The organism is Streptococcus parauberis NCFD 2020 (assembly GCF_000187935.1).
Classification (GTDB): domain Bacteria; phylum Bacillota; class Bacilli; order Lactobacillales; family Streptococcaceae; genus Streptococcus; species Streptococcus parauberis.
On the sequence record NZ_AEUT02000001.1, the window covers coordinates 1,305,131 to 1,320,142 of the forward strand.

Annotated in this window: 15 protein-coding genes; 5 read left to right on the plus strand and 10 right to left on the minus strand. The window is 34.9% G+C overall.

Going from position 1 to position 15,012, the window contains the following annotated elements:
* Positions 1-55: 55 nt before the first annotated feature.
* From SPB_RS11525 to SPB_RS06510, 4 genes are read right to left on the minus strand one after another with little or no spacing between them, the layout of a single operon-like run.
* Positions 56-184 (minus strand): OadG-related small transporter subunit, encoded by a 129-nt coding sequence (locus SPB_RS11525; protein ID WP_003103335.1) that lies wholly within the window; start codon positions 182-184, stop codon positions 56-58.
* 23 nt (positions 185-207) lie between these two features.
* Complete coding sequence (locus SPB_RS06500; RefSeq protein WP_003105652.1) at positions 208-1,329, minus strand: sodium ion-translocating decarboxylase subunit beta; 1,122 nt, start codon at positions 1,327-1,329, stop codon at positions 208-210.
* Positions 1,330-1,356: 27 nt separating this feature from the next.
* On the minus strand, positions 1,357-1,737 hold the full coding sequence (locus tag SPB_RS06505; protein ID WP_003105147.1) for an acetyl-CoA carboxylase biotin carboxyl carrier protein subunit: 381 nt from the start codon (positions 1,735-1,737) through the stop codon (positions 1,357-1,359).
* Positions 1,738-1,752: 15 nt separating this feature from the next.
* Entirely contained in the window at positions 1,753-2,082 is a 330-nt protein-coding gene (locus tag SPB_RS06510; RefSeq protein WP_003103052.1) for a hypothetical protein, read from the minus strand.
* Positions 2,083-2,406: 324 nt separating this feature from the next.
* Between SPB_RS06510 and SPB_RS06515 the strand changes: the two genes are divergently transcribed.
* The 3 genes from SPB_RS06515 (at position 2,407) to citG (ending at position 5,529) form a co-directional block, all read left to right on the plus strand.
* A complete protein-coding gene (locus SPB_RS06515) occupies positions 2,407-3,810 on the plus strand; it encodes a CitMHS family transporter (RefSeq protein WP_003103413.1) in 1,404 nt (467 codons plus the stop codon).
* A 146-nt stretch (positions 3,811-3,956) separates the two neighbouring features.
* Entirely contained in the window at positions 3,957-4,652 is a 696-nt protein-coding gene (locus SPB_RS06520; protein ID WP_003104845.1) for a GntR family transcriptional regulator, read from the plus strand.
* Positions 4,645-5,529 (plus strand): triphosphoribosyl-dephospho-CoA synthase CitG, encoded by an 885-nt coding sequence (gene citG, locus SPB_RS06525; RefSeq protein ID WP_003106036.1) that lies wholly within the window; start codon positions 4,645-4,647, stop codon positions 5,527-5,529. Before SPB_RS06520 ends, citG begins: the two co-directional genes overlap by 8 nt.
* Positions 5,530-5,555: 26 nt before the next feature.
* Here the strand turns inward: citG and SPB_RS06530 are convergent, their stop codons facing one another.
* Positions 5,556-6,620 carry an AbrB family transcriptional regulator gene (locus tag SPB_RS06530; RefSeq protein WP_003103428.1) on the minus strand — a complete coding sequence of 355 codons (1,065 nt, stop codon included), beginning with the start codon at positions 6,618-6,620 and terminating at the stop codon, positions 5,556-5,558.
* Positions 6,621-6,912: 292 nt separating this feature from the next.
* Here SPB_RS06530 and citC point away from each other — a divergent pair, with 292 nt between their 5' ends.
* A complete protein-coding gene (gene citC / locus SPB_RS06535; protein WP_003103966.1) occupies positions 6,913-7,962 on the plus strand; it encodes a [citrate (pro-3S)-lyase] ligase in 1,050 nt (349 codons plus the stop codon).
* A gap of 132 nt (positions 7,963-8,094) precedes the next feature.
* Positions 8,095-9,000, plus strand: a complete 906-nt coding sequence (locus tag SPB_RS06540; RefSeq protein ID WP_003105506.1) for a LysR family transcriptional regulator — start codon at positions 8,095-8,097, stop codon at positions 8,998-9,000.
* On the opposite strand, the gene SPB_RS06545 is transcribed toward SPB_RS06540, so the two are convergent.
* The 5 genes from SPB_RS06545 to SPB_RS06565 form a co-directional block, all read right to left on the minus strand.
* Positions 8,997-10,355, minus strand: a complete 1,359-nt coding sequence (locus SPB_RS06545) for a CitMHS family transporter (protein WP_003105318.1) — start codon at positions 10,353-10,355, stop codon at positions 8,997-8,999. The genes SPB_RS06540 and SPB_RS06545 overlap by 4 nt on opposite strands.
* A 3-nt stretch (positions 10,356-10,358) precedes the next feature.
* Positions 10,359-11,501, minus strand: coding sequence for a 2-methylaconitate cis-trans isomerase PrpF family protein (locus SPB_RS06550; RefSeq protein WP_003104284.1), 1,143 nt, complete (start codon positions 11,499-11,501; stop codon positions 10,359-10,361).
* Positions 11,502-11,520: 19 nt separating this feature from the next.
* Complete coding sequence (locus SPB_RS06555) at positions 11,521-12,885, minus strand: MmgE/PrpD family protein (RefSeq protein ID WP_003103863.1); 1,365 nt, start codon at positions 12,883-12,885, stop codon at positions 11,521-11,523.
* Positions 12,886-13,139: 254 nt separating this feature from the next.
* Positions 13,140-13,535 (minus strand): hypothetical protein, encoded by a 396-nt coding sequence (locus tag SPB_RS06560; protein ID WP_003102589.1) that lies wholly within the window; start codon positions 13,533-13,535, stop codon positions 13,140-13,142.
* A gap of 35 nt (positions 13,536-13,570) precedes the next feature.
* Positions 13,571-14,659, minus strand: coding sequence for a DUF4352 domain-containing protein (locus SPB_RS06565; protein WP_003103294.1), 1,089 nt, complete (start codon positions 14,657-14,659; stop codon positions 13,571-13,573).
* Positions 14,660-15,012: the final 353 nt, after the last annotated feature.

A 15,012-nucleotide genomic window follows, 5' to 3' on the forward strand; every position in this document is an offset into this window, starting at 1 on the left:
TTCAGTAGGCGGCACTGTCTTGAAATTAAGATGTGTCGTCTCTTGTTACACAAATTTATTTTTCGGCAGGTAATACTTTGATAAGAATTTCTGCTACTGCATACAAAATTCCTAATACAATAAAGACTCCAGCCATACCAAGACCCATTAGTTCAAAGGCCATGGTTAAATGTTCCATATTCATAATTGTTCTCAACTTCCTTTTTATTAACTAAAGAATGCAAGTAAGAGTCCACCTGCAATAACTGAAGCAATCTGTCCTGAAACGTTAGCTCCAACTGCATACATTAAGATAAAGTTTTGTGGATCTTCATCCGTTGCCATTTTTTGAATAACACGACTAGACATCGGAAAGGCAGAGATACCTGCCGCACCAATCATCGGATTAATTTTTTCCTTACGGAAAATATTCAGCATCTTAGCAAACATAACACCACCAATTGAGTCCATAATAAAGGCAACTAGACCAAATAAGATAATCATCAATGTCTGGAAGTTTAAGAATAACTCAGCTTGCATTTTAACAGAGATAGTTAAACCTAGGAGAATCGATACAATATTTACCAATTCATTTTGTGCTGTTAATGATAAGCGATCCAATACACCACACTCTCGTAGTAGGTTACCAAACATTAAGAAACCAACAAGTGGTAAAGAAATTGGGGCAATAAATCCTGCTACAAAAGTAATAACGATTGGGAATAAAATTTTTGTTAATTTTGAGACGCTCTCAGCTTTATAATGCATTCTGATTTGACGTTCTTTTTTAGTTGTTACTAATTTAATCGCAAATGGTTGAATAATAGGAACCAAAGCCATATATGAATAGGCTGCTACAGTAATTGGTCCTAATAATTTAGGTGCCAACTGATTAGCTACAAAAATTGATGTTGGTCCATCAGCTGCACCAATGATCCCAATTGAGGCAGCCTCTTTAATATCAAAACCTGCCATAACAGCTATAACGACAACAAAGAAAATCCCGAACTGAGCAGCTGCTCCAAAAAGTAACATGAATGGATTTTGTAATAATGGACCAAAGTCTATCATTGCACCTATTCCAATAAAAATTAGTAATGGAAATAATTCTGTACCAATACCAAAATTGAATAGTACGTCAAAGACACCTTCTTGCTCAACTCCATTGACAACTTGAGTTAGGACCCCAGTACCAGGAAAGTTTACTAAGATTGTTCCTAATCCCATTGGTACGAGTAGCGTTGGCTCATACTCTTTTTTTATACCTAAATACATTAACACGCCACCAATAATCATCATCACAACTTGTGGGATGGTAATTGATGTAATTCCTTGAATTAAAGTTTCCACTTGATACTTCCTTCCATAAAATAATTATTAGTTAATTGTAATTAAACCATCTCCGGCATTAACGACTTGCCCTTGAGTGACATGAATAGCTGCTACTGTTCCACCTTTACTTGCGACAATCTCATTTTCCATTTTCATAGCTTCTAAAATCATAAGTGGTTGATTTTCTGATACTGTATCACCAACATTAACTAATGTTCTTAAAATAGTTCCCGGCATTGGTGATGGCATTGCATCTCCACCTGCAGGCGCTGAAGCAGCTGGACTTGGTGCTGGTGCTGGAGTTTCTACAGCTGACTCGACAGGTGCAGCCGGAGCTACAGGTGCTGGTGCTGGAGTGCCACCAATTTCTTCCATTTCAACTAAGTATTCTTTTCCATCAATAGAAATTTTAAATTTACGTAACATGTTCATGTCTCCTTATTAATTTGTTTTCCGATAAACTGTTTTTATCTTAAATTTGCTGTCAATAACATCTGCGGCTGCTAAACTAGAAGCAATTAGTGAAACATGTAAAACTTCTGGATTTCGCTGCATAATTTTTTTAACGACAAATTTACTCTCAGGTCGATCACCTGCGGCAATAGCAGTGGCAATTAGACTAACTAAAGAATAGTCTTCTTCATTAACTGGAATGAAAGCTGGTAATTTTTCCCATTCCTTTTCAATTTGTTCGGTCTCTCCTTTATCAACAGTGTTAATAGGAATTTCCTTTTCTTCTGACTTACCAAATAGTCGCTGAAATAATCCCATAGGTTCCTCCTTTCCTAGTCATCGTATCGAAACTATCTGTTCGCTTAATATTATTATAATATGTAATTTCCTAATTTAATGGCTTTTTATTGTTCTTTCATCACAAAAAGAATATTTTTACAGAACTTTATATGAAATAAATAGAAAATTAGAGATTTTGTTTTTTTAGTGTTCTTTATCACAAAACATCTATCTTTTTTAAACGCTTTCATTTACACTAAAAATGTATTATTTTTCAGAAAATAAAAATATTTGCATTATTATTTGTATGAGTTTCATTATTAAATCGTTTACTAAATAATTTTATATAAAGGAGAGGAACATATGTTACTCACAATATTGGCTTATGCCATGATCGCCATTTTCATGTATGTCGTAATGACCAAGAAAATGTCACCCTTATCTGCTTTGGTAATGATTCCTTTAGTGTTTGCAGTCATTGCAATCCTAACAGGTTCAGCTGACTTAACTGCAGATGCAGCTTTCGTTGAATCACTAGGCGGTGATAAAATTGCCAATAATTTCACAGCTATTGGCCCAATGGTTATGTATGGAATTAGTCAAACAGCCAAAACAGGTATTATGTTACTGTTTGCTATTCTATATTTCTCAATCATGTTAGATACAGGTCTATTTGATCCAATTACTGCAAAAATGATTCGCTTTGCAAAAGGTGATCCAATGAAAGTCTTGATGGCTACTGCTATTGTTTCTGCCGCTGTATCAATGAATGGTGACGGTACAACAACAACCCTTATTGTTGTGTCTGCTTTCTTACCAATCTACCAAAAGCTCAACATGAAAGTCATGAACTTAGGTGTTTTGATTATTTTACAAAACACCATCATGAACCTTCTTCCATGGGGTGGACCTACTGCACGTGCTATGTCAGTTCTAAATGTTGGATCAGAAATCCTTGGGTATTTAGCACCAGGTATGGTATTGTCACTTCTATATGTTATCTTCTTTGTTGCAAGAAGCATGGGTAAAAAAGAACGCCAACGACTTGGAGTTAAAGAGTTATCTGAGGCAGAATTAGCAGAACTGACCGCTGTTGCTGATAGTGAAAAAGATTCGATTAAAAGACCTAATCTCTTCCTTTTCAATGGTATCTTAACTATCGTACTTATTGCATGGTTAGTCGCAGGCTCATTTATTGAATCAATTGCTATTCCATCACTTCTTCTGTTTGCAGTAGGTACAATTATCGCCTTAATGGTTAACTACCCTAATTTAAAGGATCAATCAAAACGTATTGGTGACAATGCTGGCGATGCTGTTCAGGTCGTAATTCTAGTCTTTGCTGCTGGTATCTTTATGGGGCTCTTCCAAGGGTCTGGAATGGCAAATGCCTTAGCACAAAGCTTTACAACTATCATTCCTAAACAATTAGGCGGATTCTGGGGCATAATTATTGCCTTACTATCAGCACCTGGTACCTTCTTCTTATCAAATGATGGTTTCTATTATGGTATTATGCCAGTACTTGCTCAGGCAGGTGCACGTTATGGCTTCGACAACATGTCAATGGCCTTAGCATCACTTATGGGACAAGCATTCCACTTACTAAGTCCTTTAGTAGCTTTCATTTACCTCCTTCTTCGTTTAACAGGCTTAGATATGGGTGAATGGCAAAAAACAGCTGGTAAATATGCTCTAGGTATCTTTATTATCTTCATTGTAACTATTGTTTTAATGGGCCATATGCCAATCTATATTCCTCAATAATCACTTATTGTATATATAAGGTTATGTCCATGGACATAACCTTTTTATTTTAAACTATTACATAATAATAATATATTGTTGGGATTCTATTATATCTTTATCATTTTTTTAGATATAATAGAAAAAACAGACTTTAAGGAGCTCCAATGAATCCGATTACCGAAGTAGTAAAACATAATTTAGAACTCTCACAAAATAAACCATTAAAAATTGCCTTATATGAAGCCTTCAAAAAGACCATTGTACTAAGGGAGATTCCAGCTGGAACCCGTATCAATGAAAAAGAGTTTTCAACTGAATTAAATATCAGTAGAACTCCTATTCGGTATGCCTTGAGTGCACTTGAGGAAGAAAAACTCGTTGAACATTTGCCTAATAAAGGTATTATTGTTAAAGGAGTCAGCCTTGATGATGCACATGAGATATTTGAAATTCGAAAAGCACTTGATACCTTGGCATCGACAACTGCAATGAATAAAATGTCCATTGAAGATTTTGAAGAAATGCGCCAACTCTTAAATACATGTGAAGGCTACTTAGTTCAAGACCAAGTTGATAAAGTCCTCGATAATTTCAATGATTTTAATAACTTAATTTATGAAAAAAGCCAAATGCTTCGTCTAAAAGAAATTGTTTCTGAATTGCAGGCTTACTTACTCTATTTTCGTCGTATCTCTATCTCATCAGTTGAGAGACGACGCAAAGCACTAGATGAACATTGGATGATTTATCGTGGTATGAAAAATAAAGATTACCAACAAGTTAATTTAATTACACATGAACACCTCAATAATTCTTTAGATTTTATTGTTCAAGATTTGGAAGGTAGAACAGATGCTTGATGCCCCATTGCTTTATTTTAGCCAGGCTGCTAGTAAAGCACTCTTATATGAAGTGACCTTAACTCCAAAGCCAGGATTAGTTGATTGTGCCAATGATGGTTCCCACTCCGACATGACCCTTGCAACTTTTATTGATTCAACTGCCGTATTAACCGCTCACTTCTATCGGTATATCAAAATTGGTTTTGATAATTTTAGACAAGACCCACAGATAATTTTCAACTTGCTCAGAGAGGAAGGTATTGAAGCTGAACGTTCAATGTTTGACGCCACTAATGGTATCAATACCCACAAAGGTGTAAACTTTTCCTTTGCATTAATTTTAGGAGCAACAGGCGCTTATCTGGCACAAAATCCTAACAAAAACTTAAAAGATTCCTTTACAGCTGATGATACCAGAGCTATTTGTCAACTGATAGTTCCAATGACAAGCCACCTGATCGCAAATGACTTGCAAAATTTAGCAGAAAAAGAACAATTAACATATGGAGAGAAACTCTACCTTAATTATGGTATCAAAGGTCCCAGAGGCGAGGCTGCAGAAGGGTATCCAAGCCTAACAAAAAATGCCCTCCCCTACTTACGAAACCATGCTAATTCAACATCAGATAAACATTTTTTACAACTAAAACTGCTCCTCCACTTGATGACTTTTGTTGAAGATGCTAATCTTATTCATCGCGGAGGAATTGGTGCCCTAAGAACCGTCCAGAAAGAAGCTAAAGAGTTAAAGGACAAGAACTTAGCATCACCTGACCTGTGTAAGCAATTATCCGACTACAACGACCATTTAGTTCAGTTACACTTAAGCCCCGGTGGCAGCGCAGATCTATTTGCACTTAGTCTTTATTTTGCATTCCTAGAGAAAATAATATAAAAAATGACTTAATTATAAGTCATTTTTTATATAAACAAGGTAATTAATTTAATAATAAGAGGCATAATAATCACAGTATAAAGTGTTCGACTGATTTGAATTCCAGCAATTTTAGGCATATCTCCACCTAATTCACCAGCTAGTAGTGAGATATCCGTTGCCCCTGCAGGGGATGAAGCAAACAAAGCTGACTGAATATCTAAAAAACCACGCTTATACATAATATATCCAAAGACACCATTTATTATCATATAACTGGATAATAAAAGAATTATTGGAATAATGAGATGAATCATTTGTAAGAAACTTTCGTGGGTGAAATTACATCCAATTAAAGAACCCGCACATATCTGCGCAATATATCTGATATAGGGATGTAGTTGTTTTGTATCTCGCTTTACCTTCAGAGCTGATGAAAAAAGCAAAGAGATAATGAGGGCCCCTACTGGTAATCCGCTCCATTCGCCAATCAGACCGCCAATTGTCGAAATCACCAAGATTAGCAAATCATTGGTTAGTCTATTCTGCTTGCGTAAGCTTAGTTCCTTCACTTCTTTGATAGATTCATTTTGTTGTCTTGGGATTTGTCGCAATTCCGGTGCAAAACGATTCGTAATAAAACCAACCCAATTGGGTAAAATAAGTAATATCCCGACTAATCTGACGGTTTGCATAGTAGCCACAGTGTCCGCTTTCGCTCCCATATCAATTGCCATTAACGAGACGTCAACAATCCCCCCAGGTAGGCAAGAAAGAAAAGCTGTGACAGCATCCATTTTGAAAAATACTATCAAAATGGTCCCAAGAACCAACATATTTAACGTAAAAAGAGTCATTAATCCAGCAATAGCTTTACCTAATTTGGGTAGATTGAGAAAATCTTCTTTACTCACATTCTGTCCAATATAAGCACCACTGATTATCTGGGCAAAGAGCTTCATCGAATGGACTGTTCCCATCTGACCTGTTGTAACAGACAAGAGGGCTACTGCTAACATACTCCCAATCATAAAAGGTGCTGGAATGGTCAACTTCTTGGCTATCATTCCGCCGAGCAAACCAACTGTGACTGTATAAAATACTATAACCATTTTTCCCTTTCTACTTTTTTCATGACATTTACAATAGTAACAGTATACACCAATGCATCCTAAAAACCTAGCTCATTATTTTGACTATTACTGGGCAATCAAAAGAAAATATGAATTTCTACTTATAACTCCTTATATTATAATAAAGAAGTAAAATGTTCTTTTACTGTTTTTATAGCTCTCATTTATGATTCGACATGTTTTTTTATTTTTAGATGTGTATAATTAAGATATAAGTTGTCTATATTTAAATAGACTTAGTCAATTTAAGCTATCAAGGAAAGGAACTCATATGCCACATTTTACTGTTTCACAAATTTTTACTTTTGATAAAGTAAACCAAGCAAAAGTAACTCAATTACTTGAAGATGCTGGTATAAAACGTGATGCCAATCTTGATTACACTTGTGGCATTTTTGAAGAGGATGGAACCCTAATTGCCACGGGAAGTTTGTTTGTAAATACATTACGCTGTTTCGCTGTATGTAAAAGGTATACCGGTGAAGGCCTCCTAAACCAAATAATAACACATTTAATTTCCGTTCAGTTTGAGAGAGGTAACACACATTTATTTGTATACACCAAACCCGAATCCAGCAAATTTTTTAAAGACTTGGGCTTCTATCCCATTGCCGAAATTCCAAATTTAGTTACTTTTATGGAGAATCGCCGAGCAGGTTTTAGTGATTACCTCAAAAAACTAGTAGCAGATGACAACAGAAACATTACTGATGCTGCCGCTATTGTTATGAATGCTAATCCTTTTACCTTAGGACATTTACACCTGATAGAAAAAGCGGCCCGTGAGAACCAAGTAGTCCATCTATTTTTGGTGAGCGAAGACACAAGCTTAGTTCCCTTTGAAGTTCGCAAAGCACTTATCTTAGCAGGTACAAGTCACCTGACGAATATTATTTACCATGAAACAGGCTCTTATATCATTAGTCAATCCACCTTTCCTTCGTATTTCCAAAAGGACAGCGAAAGTATCATAAAAAGCCAAGCTGAAGTCGACCTTAGCATCTTCACCAAAATTGCCAAGACACTCGACATCACTAAGCGATATGTTGGTGAGGAGCCAAATAGTCTAGTAACTAATATCTACAATCAGGCTATGCAAGAAAAACTCCCTCAAATGGGTATTGATTGTATAGTTATCCCTAGACTAAGTATTGATGGCGAGATTGTTAGTGCTTCAACTGTTCGACAACTGATAAAAGAAGATAATCTAGAAGCTATTAAAAAATTTGTTCCTGAAAGTACTTATCAGTATTTTAAATCAAGCCAAGCAAGTGAGATTATTCGTAACATTCAACATGAGACCAATGTTATCCATTATTAAGAATTAAAAACACCATTTTCAACTTCACAGGATTGAAAATGGTGCTTTATTACTAAATAACCTATAAAGGTTTAACATAAATTAGGAGGATTTCTTACTTTCAAAAAAGTAATGAAAAAAGGTTTGTAAACTATGGAAATTAAAGATATTGAATATGTCAAAGCAATCCTAGATAAGGGAAGTGTCACTAAAGCAGCTGAAGCACTCTATATCACTCAGCCCTCATTGAGTACTTACTTAAAGAACATGAATAGTAGACTTGGCTTTGACGTTTTTGTGCAACATGGTAAAAAATTTGAACTAAGCTATTTGGGAGAAGAATTCCTAAAATACGGTCTTGAGATATTAAAAATAAAAGGAGATTTTGAAGATCGTCTCCAGATTATCCAAAACAATCAATTTGGTCGCTTAAAAATTGCAATTCCTCTTCTAAGAAGTTCTTATCTAGTACCTGTCTTACTTCCAAAATTTAAAAAACTATACCCAAATGTAGAAATTATATTGAATGAATCATCATCCGCAAAATTTACACAACTATTAGAGAACGGAGATGTTGATATTGCTCTGATGAATCGTATTGAAACAAATCAATATCTACATAGTGAACAAATAAAAGCTGAAGAAATGCTTATTGCTTTGCCAACAAAGCACTCCCTTTGTAAAAAAATTGCAAATAATCAAAATCAAAATTTTCCAATTATGGATCTTAATCTACTAGAAAACGAACTCTTTATCCTACATCAACCTGACCAATTTTCTCGACAAGTATCAGATCAAATTTTTGCTATGCACCATTTCAAGCCTAAACATGTACTTGCAACAAGAAATATTGAAACAGCTTCAAATCTTGTTGCAAATAATTTAGGAGTTTGTTTTATCAATAGTAGTCATTCAAAACACATTATGATGACTGACAAGATTACATTTTTTTCTTTAAAAATTCCATTTTATGTTGATTTAATTGTTGCTTATCGTAAGCATCGTCAATTACCAACCTATGCTCAAGCATTTATTGATATCTGTAAAGAAACAATTTAAATAGGAATTGCACCAGTAAGAATTGCTATTGTTAATTGTAAAGCAAAACTAATAAAGCCCCATTTGAGATATTCTTTTTGATAGTCAACAAAACTTACTTCAGTTCGGTCAACCAAGACATAAAGGAAGGCTACTAGTGGACTAGCAAAACGAATAGCTTGTCCCATAAGAGAGGCCACACCAATCTCAACCGGTGTTGCACCATAACTATAAGCGATTGGTGCAATTACTGGTAAAATCCCGAAGTAGAAGGCATCGTTTGGTAAAAAGAATAGTCCAGGTAAAGAAATTAACGCTAAAATTAATGGAATATAGCCACCAAGACTTTCAGGAATCATGGAAACTAACTGTGTCGCAATGGCACTACTCATTCCTGATCCATTTAAAATACCCATGATTACACCAGCACCAAATACAAGAGAAACTGGTCCTAATGCCTCTGCTCCATTTGCAAGAAGTCGTGAGTTTTGTAAATTTAAATCTTTATAGTTAACCATCAAGGCAATTCCCGTTCCTATTAAGAAAAGGATCCCTCCGTTAATCACATCCATGATTAAGAGAACCATAATGGCAATTGTTAGTGCCAAGTTAAATACGATTAGTTTAGGTCGTTTGTAGTCAATATTATTTAATGTCACATCATCAATAATGTGCTTGGTTTCGTCCTCAGAGAGAATACCCATACCTTTTTTATAACCAAGTCTTTTTCTTTCTTTTTTTCCATAAGTATAAGCTTGGAAAATACAAAGTAAAGCGGCCGCAAACATTCCTGGCAAGACTGGAAGGAGGAATTCTTTTGGTCCTATATTTAAAACTGGCATCGCACGCGCCATTGGTCCACTCCATGGAACCAAGTTCATTACAGAATTACCAAACCCAATAATAGCTGCTAAGTAAATCTGTTTCATTCCCATTTTTTTATACATCAATAACATGGCAGCAGTTACAATCAAAACTGTAGTTGTACCATCACCATCAAGTGAAACAGCTAAAGTGATTAATGCTGACGCAATGGTGATTTTCATCGGGTCACCTTTTGCCCATTTAATCATGTATACAGCTAAGGGATCAAAAAGACCAACATCTAACATTACTGAGAAATATAAAATAGCAAATAATAGCAAAGTGATTGTCGGTGCAACCCCGGCTGTTATTTTCCCAGCATCACCTGCTTTAAAGTAGAGTCCTTCAAAAATCCATTTAAAGGCATCTAAAATTGGTGTATTTGTAGCAATGGCTGCTATGATACCAAATACTACTGGTACTAGAACTAAACCATTAAATGGCGTCACCTTTTTAGTCAGTAACAAGACCATAAAGGTGAGAATCATAAGATAACCTAATATTGCGAGCATAAATTATGCCTCCTCGATGTATGCAGTACCAACCATCAACTTACGAGCAGTTCTGTAGCTGGAAACTGATTCTATAGTTGTATTTTTATTTTCTGTTTTTGTTTTGATTGAAACAGTAATCATGCCACTGCTATGACCAATTTCCAAAACTTGTCCACTCCTACTTGTTTCTTCAAGTAATTCGTGTACAAGTGTCCCTTTAATTTGATAAGCCGCACCAGTACATAAAGCTCCTGTTAGAGCAATAGACTTGTGTGCTTTTTGCATACTCATCATTCTTACACTTAAATCATAATCTGATGCCAAAATTTCATGGCCTTCGGTAGAATGATAATCTTGGGCTTCTGAAATAATTGTCATTTTGGGAACACCGGGTGTGACAGTGGCACTGATTTTATAATCATCTATAATCCCCATTAATACTGCAGCTTTACCACGAATTTCTTCAAGTTTAGCTAATAAAACAGGATCACTATCAATTTCTTCAGGCGTCTCTGTTCCAATCAATTTTATTTCATCAGATTTCAAATATACTAATGGATTAGCTGCATCAACGATTGATACTGTCACAGTTTGTCCATCTTCCAATGTGATGTGATCTTTTACGTTACCAGTTGGTAATATGTTACCTGAAAAAGCACCTGATGGATCTAAAAACTCTAATTCAATTTTTAATCCCTTACCTGGTACCCCAGAAATCTCAAAATCTCCTTCGTAAGTCAGTTTGCCATTTGGTGTCGGAATGTACTCATTTATCACTTTTTTCGTATTTGTATTATACACTCTTACTTTAGTTATTGGAGTAGAAATGGATACCAAATCATTTTCAATGGCATAAATACCAACTGCTGAAGAGATATTCCCGCAGTTTCCTGAATAGGAAACCACAGGTTTATCAACAGAAACTTGAGCAAAAGTATAATTGACGTCCCAATCTTCTTTTTCTTCTTTTGAAATAATTGCCACTTTGCTTGTAGTAGACACAGCGCCACCTAGTCCATTTATTTGTCTAGTATCTGGACTACCCATCAATTTTAATAAAATCAGATTCCGCTCTTCCAAGTTTTCAGGAAGAAGGGATTCATTGATAAACAGACCTTTACTGGTTCCACCTCTATAAATACTTACAGGTATTTCTCTTAACATAGTGTTAACCTTTCATCCTTTAGATTTTAGCTAGTAGATCAGTTAATTCTGTAATTTCAATATTTTCAATATTTTCAATTGTCTTAGCAATATTTGAAGCTAATTCTGCATCAATATTTGTTGTAAGTAAATTATATTTTTCTAGTAATACATCCCAACTTGCAGGTCGAGAAGTAAATCCTTGATAATCATCTTTATTCACTACATAAACTTGGCCATCATTAGTTTCAATTTCAAGCTTAATTGCCATTTCTTTAGGGAATCGTTGACTAAATTCTGGATTTTCTTTAACTGTAACTTTTTGTAACAAGTTTTGAATATCATCTTTAAGAATACGGTCTTGTTCATATTGTGCTGGTAATACTTGACCATCTAGGTACGCTGCAGATAGCATATATGGTAGGGAATGGTCTGCTTCTTCTTTCAGACGAATTTGTTTTTTATCTCCCTCTTCACCACCACCAATAATATGGAAAGCTACATCAAATGTATCTAAGCGAATCTCTTTAATATCTTCCGCTGGAATATTTTTCTCATTTTTAAATTCAATGAGTCCTTCAATTGAAGATTGCGAATGGATTTCCGCATTATAACGTTTGATAATTGTGCCAAGGACACGATCTAATCCTTCACGTTCCCAATCAATATCAAACTTACCAGCAATTGTCTCATAGAATCCTTTATTTCCTTCAAAAACCTCACGAGGACCTGTAATATCATATTTAGCAAGCAATGCTGAAGACATTGCTCCACGTGCTGTATTAGGTGCTGCTAAGCCTTTCCAGTTTGATAATTCACCTGTACGAGTTACACGGAGTGAGTTGTAACTTGTTCCTGAAATAGCAATGGCATTAGCAATTTGTTTCGCATCAAGTCCAAGAGCTTTTGCTGCGCCCGCTGCTGCTCCATAAGCCTCTTGTACGGTATGGTCAAAGCCATGTTTACGAACTGGAGCTTCATCAGAAAGTCGACATTGAATTTGGTAAGCAATAGCTAGGCCTAATAGGAAATCTTTACCATTTCCTTTGTTATGTTCTGTAGCTGCCAATACAGCCGATATATTATCTGATGGGTGACACGTTTCACCTTTAGCTAGGTAAGAATCATTATAATCTAAATAGCGAATTGCTGCTCCGTTAAAGAGTGCCGCATTGTCCGGTGTAGTTTTCCCTCCACCAATCATTGTAACAGATCCATCATTAGTTAAATCATGAGTCATTGTTTGAATACTTTTAATAGTTGTACTATCTAGAGCACCAATAGCACAGCCTACGGCATCAAGCACACGTCCTTTTAATGCTTCAATTTCTTCTTTAGATAAATCTTCAAATGATTTTCCAGCTACCCATAGTCCCATTTGTTCTACGACTGTTAAATTTTCCATGATTTATACCTCTATTATTTTTTTGTTAATTCAAGTTTAACGTAAACGCATACATTTAACAAATTGATAATTAATATGATAAATATAGCTCTATTCAATGAAAATAATGAATATTTTCATTGAATAGAGCATTAGCACAGGCTAACACTAATTACTTAAAGAATTACTTCGTATTCAACTTAAATAAGTAACTCAAACTAAGCAATATATTGAATTAATTTTCAAAACAAAAAAACAAGCCATCGGCTTGTTTTTTATTCTTCTCTTCTCTTAATCTTATAAAGTTGGTGTCTTTTAAATAGACAAATGTAGATGCAAAAGACTAGCCAAAGAATAAAGATAGTTTCTTGATGGTGGGTGAAACATAAGGCTAAGCTTGTTAACACGAGTAACATTAAGACATAGACGACCGAGCTAGCATTTGAGACAATAAGTTGGAGGTCGTTTGTCTCTTGATCATTGATGTAAAAAGTATTGCTAGTAAAACCAAGGACATCTTTAATTCTTATTTGGTGCCTTCCTTTAGTTAAATCAAAGGTCAACACCTTCCCTATAATCAATTTCCCCTTTTTAATCTGATCAACTTCCAGGAAGAGTAAACCTCGATCATTGACTAGACTAACCTGTCTATGGATACTTACTCTTACCATATGCTTCCTCCAGGCCCATCTGTGCTTTGGTTTTATTAATATTTAATTCCACCTGTGAATGCTTTAACTAAATCTTTGTAAGAGTAGTTTAAATCTGCATCTGATGAATCAACAGTCCATTTTCCTGAATCAACATCTTTTGAGATATTGATATCATAACCATCGCCAGACATGTATTTTGGTGTATTAATAGCTGCTGAATCATAACGACTTCCTAGGTTTTCTAAGATGTATTTTTCAGCTTCTTTATATTTTGTTTCGTAGTCAGCACTTGAATTGCCATGTTTTTCAACATAGTCATTAGCTAAACCTTCAAGGTCCATATCATCAAAGTTGATAACAGATGGTTTAACTGTGATAGTTGCTGATGTAGGAAGGTATGACTTAACAGTGTATTCCATTTTGGCACGTTTAGAGTTAGCATCCACATAACCTTTGGCAATTTTTTCAAGATCCGCATCACTTGGTTGATAGTAACGACATGAATCCTTGATATCTTTTTTGAATTCGTCCATATATTTCTTTTGGTCTTCTTCAATTTTGTTAGCTAATGTAAAGTCTTTTGATAATTTCTTATCTGCATTTTCTGCACCTGGCAAGAAAGTTTGTTTAACATAGCTGTCTACTAAATCTCTAATGTTTTCTGTATTATCTCTATATTTTTTTGCATTAACTTTGAGTTCAATTGGATCTGCTTTTTCAGAAGTGTTAGGATCAATTGTTAATTTATAACCTTTTTCACTCTTATCAACTTCAAAAACAACATATTCTGTTTTTGAGCGACCTTTTGATAATTTTTCATAGCCAATTGTTTTAAATTTGTTAGTTGAATCGTAAGCATGTTCTGGTTCTAAATCTTCATCCTCACTATTAAGTGTGATGTCTGACTCACTATAAGTTAGAGATTTGTCACCAGTATTTTTTAGTTTAAGTTGTAATGCTAAGAAGCCATTTTTACTACTTGAAGTTTTCATATCATATGGTTGTACGTATTCACCGTCAACGACTTTAACTTGTAAACCATTTGATGCAACGGTACCATCTTTAGTTTCTTTATTGCCACCACAAGCAGTTAATAAAAAGATTGACGATAATGTAACCATGCTAATTGCTAATTTTTTCATATTCCTTACCCTTTTCCATCTTCCTATTTAGCTAAAGAGTTCTAGACCCTTCCTCATAACATACCAACTTTGATTCTTACAGGACTTCTCCTCATCCTTTTTCATTCTTGATGAATCGTTGCACTATTTAGTCATTTTCTGATTTAACAAATCACTAGTAGACCTTTTAACTGACTACAAAGCTGACGCAATTCCCAAAATAAAGAATCAGCTTTCACTTTTTATGAAATAATTGTTAATTTTACCCTAAGTGTTCTCCTCCTGTATCCACTTAATTGTTATCGCTATCTCATTATAATCTTAGAGAATCAGACATTTTTTACTTCTTAAAATAATTATATTATCCCAAAACA

Coding starts and splice junctions, on each gene's coding strand:
- SPB_RS11525 (WP_003103335.1), bottom strand. CDS start 184: ATGAATATGGAACATTTAACCATGGCCTTTGAACTAATGGGTCTTGGT.
- SPB_RS06505 (WP_003105147.1), bottom strand. CDS start 1,737: ATGTTACGTAAATTTAAAATTTCTATTGATGGAAAAGAATACTTAGTT.
- SPB_RS06510 (WP_003103052.1), bottom strand. CDS start 2,082: ATGGGATTATTTCAGCGACTATTTGGTAAGTCAGAAGAAAAGGAAATT.
- SPB_RS06515 (WP_003103413.1), top strand. CDS start 2,407: ATGTTACTCACAATATTGGCTTATGCCATGATCGCCATTTTCATGTAT.
- SPB_RS06520 (WP_003104845.1), top strand. CDS start 3,957: ATGAATCCGATTACCGAAGTAGTAAAACATAATTTAGAACTCTCACAA.
- citG (WP_003106036.1), top strand. CDS start 4,645: ATGCTTGATGCCCCATTGCTTTATTTTAGCCAGGCTGCTAGTAAAGCA.
- SPB_RS06530 (WP_003103428.1), bottom strand. CDS start 6,620: ATGGTTATAGTATTTTATACAGTCACAGTTGGTTTGCTCGGCGGAATG.
- citC (WP_003103966.1), top strand. CDS start 6,913: ATGCCACATTTTACTGTTTCACAAATTTTTACTTTTGATAAAGTAAAC.
- SPB_RS06540 (WP_003105506.1), top strand. CDS start 8,095: ATGGAAATTAAAGATATTGAATATGTCAAAGCAATCCTAGATAAGGGA.
- SPB_RS06545 (WP_003105318.1), bottom strand. CDS start 10,355: ATGCTCGCAATATTAGGTTATCTTATGATTCTCACCTTTATGGTCTTG.
- SPB_RS06550 (WP_003104284.1), bottom strand. CDS start 11,501: ATGTTAAGAGAAATACCTGTAAGTATTTATAGAGGTGGAACCAGTAAA.
- SPB_RS06555 (WP_003103863.1), bottom strand. CDS start 12,885: ATGGAAAATTTAACAGTCGTAGAACAAATGGGACTATGGGTAGCTGGA.
- SPB_RS06560 (WP_003102589.1), bottom strand. CDS start 13,535: ATGGTAAGAGTAAGTATCCATAGACAGGTTAGTCTAGTCAATGATCGA.
- SPB_RS06565 (WP_003103294.1), bottom strand. CDS start 14,659: ATGAAAAAATTAGCAATTAGCATGGTTACATTATCGTCAATCTTTTTA.